This window comes from Nonomuraea sp. NPDC000554 (assembly GCF_040300065.1).
Classification (GTDB): domain Bacteria; phylum Actinomycetota; class Actinomycetes; order Streptosporangiales; family Streptosporangiaceae; genus Nonomuraea.
In genome coordinates this window covers 26,488-43,579 of record NZ_JBEPDC010000003.1, presented here as the reverse complement: position 1 = coordinate 43,579, position 17,092 = coordinate 26,488, and the positions used below count along the sequence as shown (strand labels likewise).

At 70.0% G+C, this 17,092-nt stretch carries 17 protein-coding genes and 1 pseudogene; 12 read left to right on the top strand and 6 right to left on the bottom strand.

Annotated features, from left to right (window positions below):
* Positions 1–85: 85 nt before the first annotated feature.
* From ABT294_RS06615 to ABT294_RS06595, 5 genes are read left to right on the top strand one after another with little or no spacing between them, the layout of a single operon-like run.
* Positions 86–1,897 (top strand): ABC transporter substrate-binding protein, encoded by a 1,812-nt coding sequence (locus ABT294_RS06615; RefSeq protein ID WP_350804030.1) that lies wholly within the window; start codon positions 86–88, stop codon positions 1,895–1,897.
* Positions 1,894–2,949: an ABC transporter permease gene (locus ABT294_RS06610; protein ID WP_350804029.1), complete on the top strand. Its 1,056-nt coding sequence runs from the start codon at positions 1,894–1,896 to the stop codon at positions 2,947–2,949. The genes ABT294_RS06615 and ABT294_RS06610 overlap by 4 nt, the downstream gene beginning before the upstream one ends.
* On the top strand, positions 2,946–3,827 hold the full coding sequence (locus tag ABT294_RS06605; protein ID WP_350804028.1) for an ABC transporter permease: 882 nt from the start codon (positions 2,946–2,948) through the stop codon (positions 3,825–3,827). Before ABT294_RS06610 ends, ABT294_RS06605 begins: the two co-directional genes overlap by 4 nt.
* The gene (locus tag ABT294_RS06600; RefSeq protein WP_350804027.1) at positions 3,824–4,798 is read left to right on the top strand and encodes an ABC transporter ATP-binding protein; all 975 of its coding nucleotides are present in this window, start codon (positions 3,824–3,826) and stop codon (positions 4,796–4,798) included. Before ABT294_RS06605 ends, ABT294_RS06600 begins: the two co-directional genes overlap by 4 nt.
* On the top strand, positions 4,795–5,799 hold the full coding sequence (locus ABT294_RS06595) for an ABC transporter ATP-binding protein (RefSeq protein ID WP_502911974.1): 1,005 nt from the start codon (positions 4,795–4,797) through the stop codon (positions 5,797–5,799). The genes ABT294_RS06600 and ABT294_RS06595 overlap by 4 nt, the downstream gene beginning before the upstream one ends.
* 47 nt (positions 5,800–5,846) lie before the next feature.
* Here ABT294_RS06595 and ABT294_RS06590 read toward each other — a convergent pair whose 3' ends face one another.
* Entirely contained in the window at positions 5,847–6,671 is an 825-nt protein-coding gene (locus ABT294_RS06590; protein WP_350804026.1) for an NmrA family NAD(P)-binding protein, read from the bottom strand.
* A gap of 155 nt (positions 6,672–6,826) precedes the next feature.
* Between ABT294_RS06590 and ABT294_RS06585 the strand changes: the two genes are divergently transcribed.
* Both ABT294_RS06585 and ABT294_RS06580 read left to right on the top strand, forming a co-directional pair.
* Entirely contained in the window at positions 6,827–7,690 is an 864-nt protein-coding gene (locus tag ABT294_RS06585; protein WP_350804025.1) for a hypothetical protein, read from the top strand.
* A complete protein-coding gene (locus ABT294_RS06580) occupies positions 7,687–8,277 on the top strand; it encodes a hypothetical protein (RefSeq protein WP_350804024.1) in 591 nt (196 codons plus the stop codon). Before ABT294_RS06585 ends, ABT294_RS06580 begins: the two co-directional genes overlap by 4 nt.
* Here ABT294_RS06580 and ABT294_RS06575 read toward each other — a convergent pair.
* Positions 8,255–9,850 (bottom strand): amidohydrolase, encoded by a 1,596-nt coding sequence (locus ABT294_RS06575; RefSeq protein WP_350804022.1) that lies wholly within the window; start codon positions 9,848–9,850, stop codon positions 8,255–8,257. The two genes, ABT294_RS06580 and ABT294_RS06575, sit on opposite strands and share 23 nt — an antisense overlap.
* 51 nt (positions 9,851–9,901) lie before the next feature.
* Here ABT294_RS06575 and ABT294_RS06570 point away from each other — a divergent pair.
* A pseudogene (locus ABT294_RS06570) lies at positions 9,902–10,438 on the top strand (TetR/AcrR family transcriptional regulator); the annotation flags it as partial.
* A gap of 30 nt (positions 10,439–10,468) precedes the next feature.
* Here ABT294_RS06570 and ABT294_RS06565 read toward each other — a convergent pair.
* Positions 10,469–11,662 carry an FAD-dependent monooxygenase gene (locus tag ABT294_RS06565; RefSeq protein WP_350804021.1) on the bottom strand — a complete coding sequence of 398 codons (1,194 nt, stop codon included), beginning with the start codon at positions 11,660–11,662 and terminating at the stop codon, positions 10,469–10,471.
* Between the two features lie 60 nt (positions 11,663–11,722).
* Here ABT294_RS06565 and ABT294_RS06560 point away from each other — a divergent pair, with 60 nt between their 5' ends.
* Entirely contained in the window at positions 11,723–12,289 is a 567-nt protein-coding gene (locus tag ABT294_RS06560) for a TetR/AcrR family transcriptional regulator (protein WP_350804020.1), read from the top strand.
* 106 nt (positions 12,290–12,395) lie between these two features.
* Here the strand turns inward: ABT294_RS06560 and ABT294_RS06555 are convergent, their stop codons facing one another.
* A complete protein-coding gene (locus ABT294_RS06555; protein WP_350804019.1) occupies positions 12,396–13,361 on the bottom strand; it encodes a CU044_5270 family protein in 966 nt (321 codons plus the stop codon).
* Complete coding sequence (locus ABT294_RS06550; RefSeq protein WP_350804018.1) at positions 13,361–14,008, bottom strand: RNA polymerase sigma factor; 648 nt, start codon at positions 14,006–14,008, stop codon at positions 13,361–13,363. The genes ABT294_RS06555 and ABT294_RS06550 overlap by 1 nt, the downstream gene beginning before the upstream one ends.
* A 322-nt stretch (positions 14,009–14,330) precedes the next feature.
* On the opposite strand from ABT294_RS06550, the gene ABT294_RS06545 reads away from it, so the two are divergent.
* The 3 genes from ABT294_RS06545 to ABT294_RS06535 are packed head-to-tail and all read left to right on the top strand — an operon-like array spanning position 14,331 to position 16,257.
* Positions 14,331–14,651 (top strand): hypothetical protein, encoded by a 321-nt coding sequence (locus ABT294_RS06545; protein ID WP_350804017.1) that lies wholly within the window; start codon positions 14,331–14,333, stop codon positions 14,649–14,651.
* Positions 14,648–15,238, top strand: coding sequence for an RNA polymerase sigma factor (locus tag ABT294_RS06540; RefSeq protein WP_350804016.1), 591 nt, complete (start codon positions 14,648–14,650; stop codon positions 15,236–15,238). Before ABT294_RS06545 ends, ABT294_RS06540 begins: the two co-directional genes overlap by 4 nt.
* Entirely contained in the window at positions 15,235–16,257 is a 1,023-nt protein-coding gene (locus ABT294_RS06535; protein WP_350804015.1) for a CU044_5270 family protein, read from the top strand. Before ABT294_RS06540 ends, ABT294_RS06535 begins: the two co-directional genes overlap by 4 nt.
* A 180-nt stretch (positions 16,258–16,437) precedes the next feature.
* Here ABT294_RS06535 and ABT294_RS06530 read toward each other — a convergent pair whose 3' ends face one another.
* Positions 16,438–17,076, bottom strand: a complete 639-nt coding sequence (locus ABT294_RS06530) for a maleylpyruvate isomerase N-terminal domain-containing protein (protein WP_350804014.1) — start codon at positions 17,074–17,076, stop codon at positions 16,438–16,440.
* Positions 17,077–17,092: the final 16 nt, after the last annotated feature.

Here is a 17,092-nt window from a genome sequence, read left to right as displayed (position 1 = left end):
AATTTTCCGTCACTCGTTGACACGCGGTCTTCCTATGGTGTGCCTTTCTCTACACAGGAAACCCCCGCCTGAAGGTGAGGCACTTATGAGGAAATGGTTCGCGCGCCTGGCGGTACTGGGCGTCGCGCTATTAGTAGCAGGTCAGGGCCAGGCCGCCCTGGCTCAGGAGCCCTCAGCGGGGAAGAAGATCGTCCGTGTCGGCACGACGCAGGCCGTCGACCACATGAACCCGTTTCTGGCGGTTCGTCTGGTCTCGACGTCGATCCACCGCTGGATGTACGGGTTCCTGACGGTTCCCGACCCCAAGACCCTGCAGCCCAGCCCGGACCTGGCCGAGTCGTGGACCACGTCCCCCGACGGGCTCACCTGGACGTTCAAGATCCGTAACACCAAGTGGTCCGACGGCCAGCCGGTCACCGCTGAGGACGCGGCCTGGACGTTCAACAAGATCATGACCGACGACGCCGCGAAGACCGCCAACGGCCCGTCCGTCGAGAACTTCGAGAGCGTCACGGCCAACGGCCAGGACCTGGTCATCAAGACCAAGGCCCCGCAGGCGTCCATGCTCGACAACCCCGTCCCGATCATGCCCAAGCACGTCTGGGAGAAGGTCACGGACCTCGCCAGCTACGAGGGCGACGTCTACCCGACGGTGTCGAGCGGCCCGTACATCGCGGTCGAGCACAAGAAGGACCAGTACGTCAAGCTCAAGGCCAACCCGAACTACTGGCGGGGCAAGCCCAAGATCGACGAGCTGCAGGTCATCTTCTACGACAACCCCGCGGCCTCGATCGTCGGCCTGAAGAAGGGCGAGATCGACCTCATCGGCCGGCTGTACCCGCCGGACTTCGAGGCACTCAAGGGCGCCCCCAACGTCGTGCAGTGGAACCAGCAGGGCCGCCGCGCCGCGTACCTGCAGATCAACCACGGCGCCACCACCACCGACAACAAGCCGATCGGTGACGGGCACCCCGCGCTGAAGGACCCGAAGGTGCGGCAGGCGCTGCACTTCGCGATCGACAAGCAGAAGCTCGTGACCGAGACGCAGGGCGGCCTGGCCAAGCCGGCCGACGGCTCGATCATCCCGCCGATGTACAAGGACTTCTTCTGGGAGGCCACCGGCGACGAGAAGGTCACCTACGACCCGGCCAAGGCCAACAAGATCCTCGACGACGCGGGCTACAAGAAGGGCGCCGACGGCATCCGGACGATGCCCGACGGCAAGAAGAAGCTCGAGTTCCGCTTCGCCATCCACACCGACACCCCGATCGAGGACAAGCTCGCCGAGTACCTGACGGGCTTCTTCAAGGAGATCGGCATCACGCTGACCACCCAGAAGCTCGACTCCAGCAAGTTCACCGAGCAGACGGGCGTCACGGCGCTGTTCGACATCGCGATCAGCGGCTGGTCGGTCAACCCCGACCCCGAGGAGGTCCTGGCGACGCACCTGTGCAGCCGCAGGCCCACTCCGTCGGGCGAGGGCGGCGGCACCGAGTCGTTCTACTGCGACCCGACCTTCGAGAAGCTCTACCAGGAGCAGCTCAAGGAGCTCGACAGGCCCAAGCGCGCCGAGATCATCAAGAAGATGGAAGAGCGCCTCTACACCGACGCTCCGGTCATCGCCCTCTACTACCCGAACGACCTGGAGGGGTACCGCAAGGACCGGATCACCAGCATCACCTCGATCCCCGAGGGCGACGGCCTGCTGTACGGCGGTAGCGGCTACTGGCCGTTCTACACCGTGGACGCGGTCGCGACCTCGTCCGGCGGGTCCGGCAGCGGCGGCGGCTCCAACACCGGCGTCATCGTCGGCGTGGTCGGCGGCGTGGTGGTCATCGGCCTCGTGGTGTTCTTCCTGAGCAGGCGGCGCAAGGGCGTCGCGGACGAGCGCGAATGACAACACCGCTCGAAGCAGTGGAACCCGCCGCCGCGCAGGCGGCGGGTTCCGGCGATGAGCGCCCCACCCACCGAGGCACGCTGCGGTACGCGCTGTCCAAGGCCGGTGGGGCGCTGCTCAGCATCGCCATGGTGATCGTCGGGACGTTCTTCGTGTTCCGCCTGCTGCCGGGAGACCCGGTGCGCACCCTCGCGCAGGGCCGCAACATGACCCCGCAGCAGCTCGACCTGGAGCGGCACCGGCTCGGCCTGGACAAGCCGCTGATCGAGCAGTTCTTCGACTTCGTCGGCAGGACCCTCCGGCTCGACCTCGGCACCTCCTACGAGTACAAGCGTCCCGTCCTCGACCTGATCGGCGATCGGCTGCCCGCCACGCTGCTGCTCGCGGGCGTGGGCCTGGTCATCGCGGTCAGCCTCGGCCTCTGGCAGGGCACGCGGGCGGGCTGGCGGCCCGGCAGCCGCTTCGACCGCTTCTCGACCGGCGTCTCGCTGGTGCTCTGGTCCGTGCCGACGTTCTGGCTGGGCCTGCTGCTGCTCATGGTGTTCGCCGCGGGCATCGGCCCGATCCCCGGCATCTTCCCCACCAGGGGCATCGAGAGCGTGGACGCGCCCGACGGCTTCGCCTACGTCCTGGACGTGGGCGTGCACATGGTGCTCCCCTGCCTGACCCTGGTGGGCGTGGTCTACGCCCAGTACCTGCTGGTCATGCGCTCGTCCCTGCTGGAGGAGGTGAGCCAGGACTATGTGACCGTCGCCCGGGCCAAGGGCCTGCGCGACGACGAGGTGCGGCGCCGCCACGCGATTCCCAACGCGCTGCTGCCCACGGTGACGCTGGTCTTCATGCGCATCGGCTTCGTGGTCGGCGGCGCGGTCACCGTGGAGGCCATCTACAGCTGGCCCGGCCTCGGGCAGCTGTTCTACAGGGCGATCAAGGTGCCTGACTTCGCGCTCATGCAGGGCACGTTCATGCTGATCACCGTGTCGGTGATCCTCATGAACACGCTGGCCGACGTGGTCTACCACGTCCTTGACCCGAGGGTGAGGTCGGCATGACCAGTGTCGCCTGGACCCGAAGGCGGCTGGCGTTCGGCCGCTTCTGGAAGGACTTCCTCCGGCACCGGGGCGGGGTCGTCGGGCTGGCGGTGCTCGTCGTGGCGGTGGTGCTCGCGCTCGTCGCCCCGCTGTTCATCGACGAGAGCGTGACCAGCGTGGTGAACGGCACGAGCGACAGCATGTCGGCGCCGAGCGCCGGCAACCCGTTCGGCACCGACGAGTCGGGCCGGTCGATCCTGCTGCTGGCCTGGTGGGGCTCGCGCACCTCGCTGCTCATCGGTTTCCTCGCCGCGCTGCTCAGCATCGTGATCGGCACGGTCATCGGCATCGCCGCCGGGCACTTCCGCGGCTGGCTGGGCGCGACGCTCATGCGGATCACCGACTGGTTCCTCGTCCTGCCCTCGCTGGTGACGGCGCTGGTGCTCGCGGCCATCCTGGGCGGCAGCACGCTCACGATCATCATGGCGATCGGCGTGACGACCTGGCCCTCGACGGCCCGGCTGATCAGGGCGCAGGCGCTGGCCGTGGAGGCCAGGCCGTACATCGAGCGGTCGAAGGCGCTCGGGGCGGGGCACTGGCACATCACGACCAGGCACGTCCTGCCCAACGTGGCGCCGCTGCTGCTGGCCAGCACCACGCTGGAGGTGGCGAGCGCCATCGTCACCGAGTCGACGCTGGCGTTCCTCGGCGTCAGCGCCAACAAGACGTCGTGGGGCACCATGCTGCGCGGCTCCTACGACTGGAACGCGGCCACCAACGGCGCGTGGTGGTACATCCTGATCCCCGGTCTGTGCATCCTCGCGGTCGTCATGGCGTTCACGCTGTGCGGCCGGGCGCTGGAGGCCGTGCTCAATCCGCGACTCCGGAGGGCGGCATGAGTCTTCTAGAACTGGACGACGTCAGCGTCACCTACCGCATCGCCTCGGGCGAGGTGCCCGCCGTGCGCGGGGTCTCGCTCAAGCTGGACGCGGGGTCGGCGCTCGGGGTCGCCGGCGAGTCGGGATCCGGCAAGTCGACGCTGGCCATGGCGCTGCTGCGGCTGCTGCCACGCGACGCCCGCGTCGGCGGCCGGATCGTGCTCGACGGCGAGGACGTCCTCGCCATGAAGTGGGGACGGCTGCGGGCGGTGCGCTGGGCGGAGGCGTCGATCGTCTTCCAGGGCGCCCAGCACGGCCTGAACCCGGTGCGCAGGATCGGCGACCAGATCGCCGAGCCGCTGCTCGTGCACGGCCTGGCCAAGCAGGAAGGGGCCCGCAAGCGCGTCGGCGAGCTGCTGGAACAGGTCGGCCTGCCCACCTGGCGGGCCCGCAGCTACCCGCACGAGCTGTCGGGCGGGCAGCGCCAGCGCGTGATGATCGCGATGGCGCTCGCCTGCTCGCCGCGACTGATCATCGCGGACGAGCCGACCACCGCGCTCGACGTGATGGTGCAGGCGCAGGTCCTGACGCTGATCAAGGAACTGGTCGCCGAGCAGGACATCTCCCTGATCATGATCTCGCACGACCTGTCGGTGCTGGCGGACGTGTGCGACCAGCTCGCCGTCATGTACGCGGGCCGCGTCGTCGAGAACGGCCCGTCCCGCGAGGTGTTCCACGACGCCAAGCACCCCTACAGCAGGGCGCTGGCAGCGGCCTTCCCCACGGTGGGCGACCCGGTCTCGCGGCTCGCGCCCAAGGGGCTCGGCGGCGACCCGCCCGACCCCATGCAGCTGCCGACCGGCTGCTCGTTCCACCCGCGCTGCCCGGTGGCTCTGGAGGAGTGCGCGACACTGGCCGTGGACCTGTGGCCGGCGGGCGACAGCCGTACCGCCGCATGCGTCCACGTCCGGGCTAAGGAGGAGGCGTCGTGACCGAGACGCAGACGTCCGCGGAGGCCAGTACGACGTCCCGCGCCGCTTTGCTGGAGGCGCGCGACCTGCGGGTGGAGTTCCCCTCGCGCGGGCGGCGCGCCCGCGCGGTCGACGGCGTGAACCTGGCGGTCGGCGAGGGGGAGATCGTCGCGCTGGTCGGCGAGTCCGGCTGCGGCAAGACGACGCTCGCCCGGACCCTGCTCGGGCTCGAACGCCCCACCTCCGGCTCCGTGCTGTACGGCGGGACCCCGCTGAACTACAGCTCCAAGGCGCTGCGGGCCTACCGGAGAGAGGTGCAGCTCGTCCTACAGGACCCGACGGGCTCGCTCAACCCCCGGCACACCGTCTACGAGGCGGTCGCCGAGGGCCCGCGCATCCACGGCCTGCCCGACGAGGCGGAGATCGTCTCCTCGGCCCTGTCCAGGGCCGGGCTCCGGCCGCCCGAGCGGTTCTTCCTGCGCTACCCGCACGAGCTGTCGGGCGGGCAGCGGCAGCGGGTGGTGATCGCCGGGGCGCTGGCGCTCAACCCCAAGGTGCTGATCGCCGACGAGCCGGTGGCCTCGCTCGACGCCTCCGTCCGCGGCGAGATCCTGGCGCTGATGCTGAAGCTGCGCGACGAACTGGGCCTGGGGGCCCTGGTCGTCACGCACGACCTGGGGCTGGCCTGGAACATCGCCGACCGGGTGGCGGTGATGTACCTGGGCAGGATCGTCGAGTCCGGGCCTGTCGAGCAGGTGCTGACCGCGCCGCGGCACCCGTACACGCAGGCCCTGATGTCGGTGCTGCCCGAGTCGCCGGAGCGGGTGGTGCTGACGGGCGAGCCGCCCGACCCGACGCGGATTCCCGGCGGCTGCCGCTTCCACGCCCGCTGCCAGGTGCTGGCCTCGGGCCGGGCCGCCGAGGCGGGGATCGACGGCAGGTGCCGGTCGGAGGCGCTCGACATCCTGCCCGCGGTGGCCGACGCCCAGGCGGCCTGCTACTACGCGCAGCACACGGCCTGACAGGCTGGTGGAGGCGGTTGCGCCGCCTCCACCAGCCCTTTCGGGGTTCAGGCGCGGAAGGCGTCGGCGTGCTCGGCCGCCCACTGGGCGAACGAGCGCGCCGGGCGGCCGGTGACCTGCTCGACCGTCGGGACGACGGTGTAGCCGACCTCGGGCGTGTTGCCGAGGGCGTTGATGAGGAACTCGATGGTCTGCTCGCCCATGCCGTCGCCGCTCCACTTGGCGCGGGCCTCGTCCGGGGTGAGCTCGACGAACGTGATCTCGCTGCCGATCGCCTCGCCGAGGATGCGGACCTTCTCCGCGGTGGTGATCGCCTCAGGGCCCGTCAGCGTGTACGTCCTACCTGCGTGGCCGTCGGAGGTCAGGACGGCGGCGGCGACGGCCGCGATGTCGCTCTCGTGGACCATGGCGCTGAGCCTCCCGCCGAACGGCTCCCTGATCACGCCCTCCGTTCTGATCGACTGGGCCCACCACTGCAGCGTGTTCGACATGAACTCGACCGGGTTGAGCAGCGTCCACTCCAGGCTGGTCGCGGCCAGCGCCTGCTCCAGCGGGCCGTCCGCGCGCCCGCCCAGCACGGTGATCTTGCGGACGCCCGACCTGACGGCCAGCTCCACGATCTTGTCGCCGTGCTGGAGGGGCGCGTAGTCGTCGCCGGCGAAGTTGATCAGGTGGGCCGCGGTGACGCCGTGGAAGGCGGCCTCCAGGGTCTCGGGGGCGGCGATGTCGCCCGCGACGACCTCGACGCCTTCCGGCAGGCCGGCCTTGGCCGGGTTCCTGGTCAGGGCGCGGACGTGGTGGCCCGCCTTGACCAGTTCGTCCACCACGAGGCGGCCGACGGTTCCGGTGGCACCGGTGACGAGGATGGTCATGGTTGGCTCCTTCTTTCGGAACGGAACGTTCTGCTCCTATAGTAGCAGAACGGAACGCTTCATTCCAACAAGTTGGGTCGCCAACCGTGAGTCATTGGTCCTTTGCGTATGGTTAGGTAATCTTTGACTGATCGCGCCGGGAGTGGAGTAAAGGGTTGTCAAGTTTCGGCTGGCGTCATTCGCTGTTCGCGCCCGCGGTGGCCCTGGTGGTCTCGGCGTTGTTACTGGTCGCAGGGGCGGTGGAGTGGCTGCTCAAGTCCGTGGGGGCGACCACGGCTCCCCGGGCGGCCGAGCTCGTGGTCACGCTCATCATCGCGGTCTTCCTGACGGCCGTCCTGAGGATCGCGCGGGCCGTCCCCGACCTCCAGCGCGAGAGCGCCGCGACCAAGCGCGCCAGGGCGAACATCAAGGCGGTCAAACCGTCGCAGGACACGCTGGTGGGGCGGCGGCTGGTGCTGTTCCAGGAGGCGGCCGACGCCGGGAACGACTGCGAGGCGGTGCTGAGCGCCCGGTCCGCCCTGGACGACGGCGAGATGACCAACAAGCACCACCTCGACCACGCGCTCATCTGGGCCCTGCCGGTGTTCGGCTTCATCGGCACCGCGCTGACGATGGCCGCCATGGTCACCTCGTTCTCGGAGGGACTCGGCGACGACGGCGACCCCTCCAGGCTGATGACCGCGCTGAAGGCGCAGGTGCTGCCCGAGCTGGCGTCCGCGTTCGGCGTCACGCTGATCGCGCTGTTCCTGAGCGTGCTCGCGTTCGGTGCGATGGCGCTGGTCGAGCGGGCGGAGCGGGAGGCCGTCGGCGCCGCGGACGAGATCTTCCTGATCTACGTCGCGCGCCTGCCGGCGAAGCAGGCGGCTCCCGCCATGAACGGGCTGGCCCAGGAGCTGGCCGTGTCCCGGGGCCGCACCGAGGAGCTCGTCAAGGGCCTGGACGCGCTACGCACCGCCGTGGAGCGGCTGAGCGCAGTGGAGAGCAGGCCGCAGCGGTACACGCTGGTGAGAGAGCAGTGAGGAAGCGTTCCGCCAGGGCTTTCGCCCCGCCGCTCGACCTCCGCTTCATCGACCTGTTCATGGCGATCATCCTCGCGCTGTCGTTCGTCGCGATCATGCTGACCGTCGTGGCGCGGATGCTCCCCACCGCCGACTCGACGCGTCCCGCGCGCAGGGAGAGCGTGGCCGAGCTGAAGCGGCAGCTCGAAGCGGCCGTCGCGGCCCAGCAGCAGGCCCAGGCCCAGCTGGACGTCGCGCAGGCGCAGGCCGCCGAGCAGTCCTCCTTCGGCCTGCCCTGGTGGCTGATCGGAGGCTGCGCCCTGCTCGGCCTGCTCGCCGTGTTCCTGACCTGGCGGGTCCGCCTGCGCAGGAACGGCGACCTGCCGCGGCTGCGCAGCTGGCTGCTCGTCACTCTGGTCATCGCGGCCGTCACCTGGGCGATCAGGTCGCAGAGCGACGGCCAGGGGTACCTGCTGCTCGCCGAGATCCCCTGGTGGGCCGCCGACGCCCTGTGCCTCGGGCTCATGCTGGTCGCGTACGTGCTGGTGTCCCACATTCAGACCAGCCGCACCACGCTCGCCGAGCTCAGGACGCGCTCGGCCCGCTGACCCGCTCGCCGCCCAGCCAGGTGCCGAGGACGGGGATGTGCCGCAGGCTCAGCGGGTCGGCCGTCCGCGGGTCCGCGCCGAGCCACACCAGGTCGGCGTCCATCCCCACGGCCAGCGAGCCGCGCCGCTGCTCGGCGAAGGCCTGGTAGGCGACGCCCCAGGTGTAGGCGCGCAGCGCGTCCTCCACGGTGAGGCGTTCGGCCGGGGTCCACGACTCGGAGCCGTCCACGGTCTGCCTGGTGGTCGCGATCTGGATGCCGAGCAGCGGCAGGTGCGAGCTGACCGGCCAGTCGCTGCCGAACGAGAGCGTGGCGCCGCCGCGCCGCAGCGTCTCCATCGGGTACTGCAGGTCGGCCCGTTCGCGGCCGAGCCGCGGCACGGTCAGCTCGGTCTGCAGCGGGTCGAGCTGCGCCCAGAGCGGCTCGAAGTTCGCGATCACCCCGAGCTCGGCGAAGCGCGGCAGGTCGGCGGGGTCCACGAGCTGCGTGTGCGCGACGACCGGCCGCCGGTCCCAGGCCCTGTTCCGCCGCACGGCCAGCTCCACCGCGTCGAGCGCGGCCCGGATGCCGCGGTCGCCGATGGCGTGGATGTGCACCTGGAAGCCGTCGGCGTCGACGGCCACCACCGCTTCGGCCAGCGCCTCCGGCGCCCACACGGGCATGCCGCACGAGTGCGGGGCGTCCTCGTAGGGGGCGAGCATGTCGGCCGTCCCGCCCTCGATGACGCCGTCGGCGAAGAACTTCACGGTGTTGGCGGTGACGAGCCCTCCCACCCGGTCGCGCTGGGCGAGGAAGACCGGCCGCTGGTCACGCCAGGTATCGGGGTCGGCGCGCAGGCCCAGGTTGGCCCGGAACCGCAGCGCCCCGCGCCGGTCCGCCTCCAGGTACGCCTCGACCATGGACGGTTCGACCCAGGCGTCCTGCACCCAGGTGATCCCGGCCGACGCCATCGCCCTGCCCGCCTCGGCCAGCCCCTCGACCAGCTCGTCGAGCGACTTGGCGGGGACCAGATCGAGCACCAGGTCGCAGGCGTGCCACTCCCTGAGCGTCCCCATGGGGGTGCCGTCCGGCCGCCGGACGATCCAGCCGAGCCGCGGGTCGGGCGTGTCCGGGCCGATGCCGGCACGCTCCAGCGCGGCGGTGTTGCACCAGAGCGTGTGATAGTCGTACGCCCGCAGCACCACCGGACGGTCGGGCACCGCCTCGTCCAGCCAGCGCGCGTCGAACTCGCCGGCGGGGGTGAGCGCCGGGTCGTAGCTGCCTCCGACGATCCACTCCAGCTCGGGGTGCTCGCCGGCGTACCGGCCCACGGCGGCGACGATCTCCTCGACCGAGGCGCACTCCTTGATCTGCGGCCCCTGCGCCTCCAGGCCGCCGTACAGCGGGTGGGCGTGGCCGTCGCCGAAGGCGGGCATGAGGAAGCCGCCTTCCAGGTCCACCACCTGGCCGTCGGCCTGGTCCAGCGCGTCCTGGCCGAGCGCGGTGATCCGGCCGCCGGAGACGGCCAGCGCGTCCGTGACGGCGGCGCCCGTCCAGATCGTCCCTCCGGTGAACAGCACCTGCTTCCCCTCCATAAACTAAGGGCGTTAGTTTTGCGACGTGACGGTACCTTCCCGCGCGCGAGAATGGAAGGCATGGGCAGACCGCGACAGCCGATCCTCAGCAGGGAGCGCATCTTCGCCGAGGCGCTGGCGCTGGTCGACGGCGAGGGCCCCGGCTCTCTGACCCTGACCCGGCTGGCCACGCGGCTCGGCGTGCGCGCCGCGTCCCTCTACAACCACGTCTCCGGACGTGACGAGATCGTCGAGGGCATCCGGGGGCTGGTCGTCTCCGAGATGGACGTCGAGGCGCTCGACGGGCGCGAGTGGCGCGAGGCGCTGGCGGTCTGGGCGCGGTCCTACCTGGCGGCCTTCGCCCGGCACCCGAACACGATCGGGTTGCTGGCCACGACGACGATCAGGTCGCCGCTGACGCTGGAGATGTACGAGCGGGCCGTCGCGCTGCTGGAGCGCGCGGGCTGGCCGGGGGATCGGGTGGTGGCCGTGTTCACCGCGATCGAGTCGTTCGCGATCGGGTCCGCGCTGGACCTGGTCGCGCCGGCCGTCATGATCGATCCGGGTGGGGCCGAGGTTCCGCGGCTGTCGTCGGCGCTCTCGGCCGGGCGTCCCCGGCGGGCCGAGGAGACGTTCGAGCTAGGCCTGGCTGCGCTCCTGGAGGGGCTGGTAGTCCTTCAGCGTGATGGCGGTGGCGGCCCGGTGGATGGCCCCGGCGATGCGGTCGATCATCTTGTCGCGTCCGGGCAGGTGGGGGAGCAGCTTGATCATCTTGAGCTGGAACCAGATGGCCGCGCGTGAGGCGATGACCATGCCCTTGACGTTCGCGGGGCCGAGCTGCTGGTTGGCGTCCACGAACGCGCGCATCTCGCGCTCGTAGCCGTCGAACCCGCCGCCGGCCGCCAGCTCGCCCGCCAGCACGTACGCGCCGACCAGGGCCAGGCTGGTGCCCTGCCCGGACGCCGGTGACGCGCAGTAGGCCGCGTCGCCCACCAGCACGACCCGCCCGCTCGACCAGCGGTCCATGTGGATCTGGGTGAGCGAGTCGAAGTAGAAGTCCTTGGCGTCGCGCACGGCGTCGAGCAGCGCGGGCACCTCCCACTCCACCCCCGCCATGGCCTCGGCGAGCAGTTCCTTCTGCCGCTCGGTGTCGCGGAAGTCGTAGGAGAGCGGCTTCGACGACCACATGAACAGCGCCTTGGCGTTGCCGTCCTGGCGGGTGCTGTAGACGTTCGCGGTGCGGCCGGGCGCGGCGTGCACGGCCTCCTCGCGGTCGAGCCCGAGGTGGTTGGGGACGGTGCAGATCGAGATGTAGTAGCCGAGGTCGCGGGCGAACCTGGACTCCTCGCCGAAGACCAGCCGCCGGGTGTTGGAGTGCACGCCGTCGGCCCCGATGACCAGGTCGAACCGGCGCGGCGCGGACCGCTCGAACGTCACGGTGCCGTCCTCGGAGATGCCGGTGATCGAGTCGTCGAAGAGGTACTCGACGTCGTCGCGGGTGAGGTCGTAGAGGATCTCGTTCAGGTCGCCGCGCATGATCTCGGCGTCGTCGCTGTCGCGCCCGCCGAACAGGTCGGCGTCCATGGTCGCGACCCGCCTGCCGGAGCCGTCGTAGTGGGTGGCGATGCGCATGTCGGTGCTGCGGGCCCTGATCGCGTCCAGGACGCCCATGCGCTCGGCCACGTCGAGGGCGGCGCCGCGCACGTCCACCTTGTAGCCGCCCTCGCGGATCGCGGGCGCCCGCTCGACCACGGTCGGGGTGAAGCCGTAGCGCTTGAGCCAGTACGCCGTCGCGGTGCCGGCGATGCTCGCGCCGGAGATCAGAATGTCCATGCCGAGAACTGTACAAACGTCTTAGAACTTTGTCTAGGACGATTGTGCTACTGTTGGGACATGGGAAATCGAGAGGATCTGCTTGCCGGAGCGAAGCGCTGCCTGATCGAGAAGGGCTACTCGCGGACGACCGCACGCGACATCGCGACCGCGTCAGGGGTGAGCCTGGCGGCCATCGGCTACCACTTCAGGTCGAAGGACGCGCTCATCAACGAGGCGCTGATCGAGGTGATGCGCGAGTGGGGGGTGGACCTGGGCGCCACGCTGGCCGCCGAGGCGAAGCCCGACGCCACCCCGCTGGAGCGCTTCGAGGGCGCGTGGGACCGGGTGACGGAGTCGTTCGACCGCCTGCGCCCGCTCTGGACCACGCAGTTCGAGGTGCTCGGGCAGATCGACCACATCCCGGACATCCGCGCGCAGCTCTTCGGCGCGCTGAAGGAGGCGAAGGTGGGCTTGGCGGAGCTGTTCGAGGGCGTCGATCCGGAGGCGGAGCCCGAGCGGGCCCGCCTGGTCGGCTCCTTCTACCAGGCCATGCTGACAGGGCTGCTCGCGCAGTGGCTGGTCGATCCGGAGACGGCGCTGACGGGCCGCGAGGTGGCCGCGGCGCTGCGCATGATCAGGGCCTAGCGAGCAGGGGCGGGGGCCTGCGCGACCCGCCCCGCAGTCGCACAACTACTTCGGCTGATCGGCAGCCGGTGCGCTGCCCTCGTCTCGGGCAGGGCCAGCGCTCCGGCTACGGGACTTCGCCAGCTTGGTCGACGATGCCGGTGGCCACCTGAGCCACGGAGAGGATCACCTCACCCTTGGGCAATTCGCCGTACGGGGATGACGTCGATCCGCCGAGGTAGACGGTGCGACCCCCGAGCAGGACGTAGGTGTTGGGGTCGATGATGACTTCCTTGCGCATCCCCTCGTTGTCCGTGTAGATCCCGATTCCTTCTCTCCCCAACAGATCGCGCACGTTCTCCACAGCAACGCCGTCCAGCCGCGAGAGGACGGTGTAGAGAGCAGCGCGCAGGCGAGCCGGCGGAGCGCCTTCCTGAAGGATGATCAGGATCTGACCGAAGACCGCCCGTGCCTCGGGCAAGGAGATCTCACTCGTGTCCCTTTTCAGGCGCTCCAACAGGGCGGACGGCTCCAAGGGGAGCGAGCGCAGGTAGGCGGGGTCGAACCGTAGACGGGGATCTTCCCCGCCTTGACGCCTCGTGATCTTCTCGCTGCCTTCGTTCCGCCGGGCTCTCTCCTTACCGTCACCCCGAGTCCACATCTCTTCGGTGTGCCGCGATCCGGTCTCGCCTCCTCTGTTCGGCGACGCGGCTGACTTGGTCGATCGGTAGAAGTCCCTTTTGGCGTAGACCCACTGATCGTCTCGCGGGTAGACGTCCGGCTGCCCCGCCGCCGCCGCCGTCGCGCGCTTGGCCAGGGTCTCGGCGTTCGCCGGGGGCAGCCACGCCGGGGCGCTTGCGGTTCCCTTCCCCTGGGGGTCCGTAGCGAGGTTCTGCACTACCGTGACGCCTGCCGCGATCGTGACGCCGAGGACGCCGACGGCGGCCACGCGCACCATCGTGCGGGGGAGCCGGCGGGACTGTGGCTTCGGAGCCATCGCGGCGAGCATCCGCCGTCGGGCGCCGTGAAGATCGCTTTCTTCGCTCCGCCGTACCTCTGACCGCAGGTCGCGGACCATGTCCAAATCGTTCATCAGGCCTCCTCGATAACGTCGATCGGATTGCTACCGCCCAGTGCGTGGGCGATCTTGCGGCGGGCGCGGGACAGCCGCGACCGCACGGTGCCGAGGGGCACACCCAGCGCCTGTGCCGTCTCCCCGTAACTGAGGTCGCCCCAGGCGATCAGCAGCAGGACGTCGCGCTCGCCTCGCCCCAGCTTGGCCAGGGCGGCCGCGAGCCGTTCCCGGGTCGCCGAGGCGGAGAGCCGGGCGACCACCCGCTCGTCGAAGGCCACCGCCACAGGGTCCTCGCCGGTTCTGGCGAGCGCCCGGTACCCGCGTACCTCCGCCCTTCGGTGGGTGCCGATGATGTTCGTGGTGATGCCGTACAGCCACGGCAACGCGTCCGATCGGTCGAAGGCGTACCTGCGCCGCTTCTCGAACGCCCTGGTGAAAGTCTCGGCCACCACGTCCTCCGCATGGTCAGGACCGAGGCGGCGGACGACGTAGCGGTGCAGTACGGCGGCATGCCGGTCGAACAGCTCGGCGAAACGTTCCGGCTCGCTCAGCGACGCTCTGATGACCGCCGAGTCCTCCATCGGCACCGGTGTTTCGAGCGGAACCTCAGCCGGGGCCGGTCTTGATACGTCCGCCCAGGACGGCGCGTCCGCTGGAACCGGCATGTCGGCCACCGCTGAACCCTCCGCCGGGTCGGCTCCACGCGTATGATCGCGTTTTCGCTGCTGCACGGACCCCGCCATGTGGAGCGTCCGGCCCGTCATGGGCGATTGCTCGTGTGGAATGGATGTCACGACGGTACTTATCCGGATGCGGGGGAAAGGTTCCAATCCACGGCGCGGCTGTCGGCCCGGCGGATACGGGACGTGAACGGATTGGCCATGCGCTCGCCGCGAGCCGTATGAGGCGTTCCCTCAGCTCAGGCCATGTGGCTGGAGAATGTGCACCCTGCTCCCTCCACCTGGCCAGCAGGAACGAGGCTCCGGAGTGACGCAGCTCATGCGGGTGCCAACGGCTGAGCTTCGCTTTGCGAGACGGCCGAAGAGCACGCACGTCAGGCGAAGCCAGGCCGAGGCGATGACCTGTGTGGAAGACATTTTCGGCAGGCACCGGCTTCTCTGCGTGTCGATCAGGTTCAGGAGCCTGCAACAAGCCTGTGACCTGCCGCTTCAGGATGGAAACGGCTCATTGCGTTGTGTTCACGCCTCGCGCGTCTCGGATCTGATCATTTGTGGTGACCCGCCGACCGGACAGCAGCGCGCGGTCGGTGAGAACCCGATCCGCTCCATCGGGAAAGAACAGGCATGACACAACCGCACCCGGCGGAGACAGTCGAGGCGAATGACGCCGAACTCATCCGCCGGTCACATGACGACCCGGAAGAGTTCGCAGGGGTGTTCGACCGCTACATCGAGCAGATCCACCAGTTCATCGCCAAGCGTCTCGGCACCCAGGCGGCCGACGACATCGCGGCGGAGACGTTCCTGACCGCCTTTCGTACTCGCGCCTCCTACGACCTCGCCCGGCAGTTCGCCGGCCCATGGCTCTACGGCATCGCGACCAACCTCATCGCCAAGCACCGGCGCGGCGAGGAGCGGTTCCTGCGCGCGCTGAGCCGTACCGGCCTGAGCCCGTCGCCCGAGCCGATGGCCGACAGGGTGGTCGGCCGCGTCGCCGCGCAGGAGGAGGACCGCCGGCTCGCGGGGGCGCTGGCAGGCATGTCCTCAGGCGATCGTGACGTGCTGCTGTTGGTGGCGTGGGGCGATCTGGCCTACGAGGAGGTCGCGGCGGTGCTCGGTGTGCCGATCGGCACCGTCCGCTCCCGCCTGCACCGAGCGCGCAAGAAGGCAAAGGCCGCCTTCGGCGGCACCGATCCGACGAGAGAGGTCGCATGATGGACGAGTTCAAGCAGTTCCTCGAAAACACCCCGGTGATCACGCGCGAGGCGAAGGACGCGGCCAGGACCCGGCTCCTGCGGGCGATGCACGAACCGATCCCCGCACCCGTGACACGGCGGACATTTCGCATCCCTCGTCTGACCTGGCGGCTCGGGATGGCCGCCGCGGCCGCAGCGGCCGTCGTCGTCGGCTTCGGCGTGGTGCTCGGTGACAACCCACCGGCCGCGGCCAGCGTCCAAGAGCTTGGCGAGCGAGCCGCCCAAACAGCCGAACGCGATCCGTACGCCGCAAACAAGGGGACACCCTCAACCGGCCAGTGGATGTACGTGAAGGAGTCGCTCGCCCCGCTGCGCGCCGAGCCGCGGCCCGAGGTGGACCTCAACAAGCGTGAGACCCTCGAACTGTGGTACAGCCTGGACGGCAAGAAGGTCGCGATGGACGACGGCACGGGCAAGATGGTCACCGAGGCGGTCAGCCCTGGCCTTACCGATGCCGACCTGGCCAAGGCACCCGTCACACCCGAGGAGGTGCTCGCCAGGATCAAGAGGGCCGTCGCCGAGGTTCCGGCCTCACCGTGGAACCAGAACGCCTCCGAGCAGGAGCGCGTCTTCAAGACGATCCTCGATCTGATGGGCGGCCAACCGCTCGCCTCCGAGGTCCGCGCCGCGTTGTTCCGCGCGCTGCCGAAGATGGAAGGCGTCTCGGTCAAGCAGGACGCCGTCGACGCGGCGGGGCGCCACGGCGTCGCGTTCGCCTACACCGGAGCGCAGGAGCGCTTTGAGATCATCATCGACGCCGGGGACTACCGGTTCCTCGGCGCCTACGCCGAGAACGTCGCCGACTGGCAATTCCCTCCCGCCGCGAAGCCGGGCACGACCGTCCCGCAGGCGAAGCCGGGCACGACCGCCCCGCCCCTTCCCAGCGGGATGACCGGAACCGTGAAGGCCGGGGCTCCCGTGTTGTGGAGCGCACAGCTGGAGACCAAGGTCGTCGGCAAGCCGGGTGACCACTCCTAGGAACAGCCGCTCCTTCGAGCAACGACCTTCACCAGGACTACCCCGGCACCACCAGCGGCATGACCGACGAACAGCATGCCCAGGCGACCGCCCGAGCGGCCGCGCCCTGACCGGCGCGGCCGCCTCTACCCGCCCCTGACGGAATCGGCTATTCACCGACTGTGATCAAGCGATGTGGCACTAGAAGGCGCTGATGGTGGCGGGGGCCCGCTCGGCTCTGCTCAGCGTGCGGATCACCGCCGTCGCGCCGTGCCGGTGCACGGCCAGCTGGGCCAGCAGCTCGACGACCGGGTTCACGACCTCCGGCGGCAGCTCGGGCGTCGCGAGGCCCACGCTGGCCGCGAGATCGTCGGAGTGCACGACCAGCTCCATCAGCCGGGTCAGCAGGAAGTCGTCGAACCGTAGCGACCAGCCCGACGAGGGGATGTGGACGACCCGGTCCTCCGGCTGGTCGGGCACCTCCGTACGCTGGCGGTCGAGCAGCTCCGCGGTCCTGGCCGCCAGCGCCGCGGCGCCGTCGGTCGCCGCGGCCTCGCTGACGCGCCTGATGCCCACGTTGCTCTCGTGGTCGAGCCCCGCCTGCACCCACGGCGACCTGGTGTAGTGCTCGATCAGGGAGATCGGCTCCTGCTTCACGTCGCTCTCCGGCAGCACGCCGTCGACGCGGACGAGCTGGAAGGCGAGATGCCCCGCCAGGCCCGCGACGCTGAACTCGGTCAGCGCGCTCGGCTTGTTCCAGGCGGCGGCGACCGCGGGATGGTTCAGCAGCTCCACCGCCGAGCCGGCGGCGACCAGATAGAGCTTCCTGATCTCTCCCATTCGCGCCCTTTCCCCG

What these genes read in the sequence shown, in the direction of transcription:
- ABT294_RS06615 (WP_350804030.1), top strand. Translation starts at nt 86, where the DNA reads ATGAGGAAATGGTTCGCGCGCCTGGCGGTACTGGGCGTCGCGCTATTA.
- ABT294_RS06610 (WP_350804029.1), top strand. Translation starts at nt 1,894, where the DNA reads ATGACAACACCGCTCGAAGCAGTGGAACCCGCCGCCGCGCAGGCGGCG.
- ABT294_RS06605 (WP_350804028.1), top strand. Translation starts at nt 2,946, where the DNA reads ATGACCAGTGTCGCCTGGACCCGAAGGCGGCTGGCGTTCGGCCGCTTC.
- ABT294_RS06600 (WP_350804027.1), top strand. Translation starts at nt 3,824, where the DNA reads ATGAGTCTTCTAGAACTGGACGACGTCAGCGTCACCTACCGCATCGCC.
- ABT294_RS06590 (WP_350804026.1), bottom strand. Translation starts at nt 6,671, where the DNA reads ATGACCATCCTCGTCACCGGTGCCACCGGAACCGTCGGCCGCCTCGTG.
- ABT294_RS06575 (WP_350804022.1), bottom strand. Translation starts at nt 9,850, where the DNA reads ATGGAGGGGAAGCAGGTGCTGTTCACCGGAGGGACGATCTGGACGGGC.
- ABT294_RS06565 (WP_350804021.1), bottom strand. Translation starts at nt 11,662, where the DNA reads ATGGACATTCTGATCTCCGGCGCGAGCATCGCCGGCACCGCGACGGCG.
- ABT294_RS06560 (WP_350804020.1), top strand. Translation starts at nt 11,723, where the DNA reads ATGGGAAATCGAGAGGATCTGCTTGCCGGAGCGAAGCGCTGCCTGATC.
- ABT294_RS06555 (WP_350804019.1), bottom strand. Translation starts at nt 13,361, where the DNA reads ATGAACGATTTGGACATGGTCCGCGACCTGCGGTCAGAGGTACGGCGG.
- ABT294_RS06550 (WP_350804018.1), bottom strand. Translation starts at nt 14,008, where the DNA reads ATGCCGGTTCCAGCGGACGCGCCGTCCTGGGCGGACGTATCAAGACCG.
- ABT294_RS06540 (WP_350804016.1), top strand. Translation starts at nt 14,648, where the DNA reads ATGACACAACCGCACCCGGCGGAGACAGTCGAGGCGAATGACGCCGAA.
- ABT294_RS06535 (WP_350804015.1), top strand. Translation starts at nt 15,235, where the DNA reads ATGATGGACGAGTTCAAGCAGTTCCTCGAAAACACCCCGGTGATCACG.
- ABT294_RS06530 (WP_350804014.1), bottom strand. Translation starts at nt 17,076, where the DNA reads ATGGGAGAGATCAGGAAGCTCTATCTGGTCGCCGCCGGCTCGGCGGTG.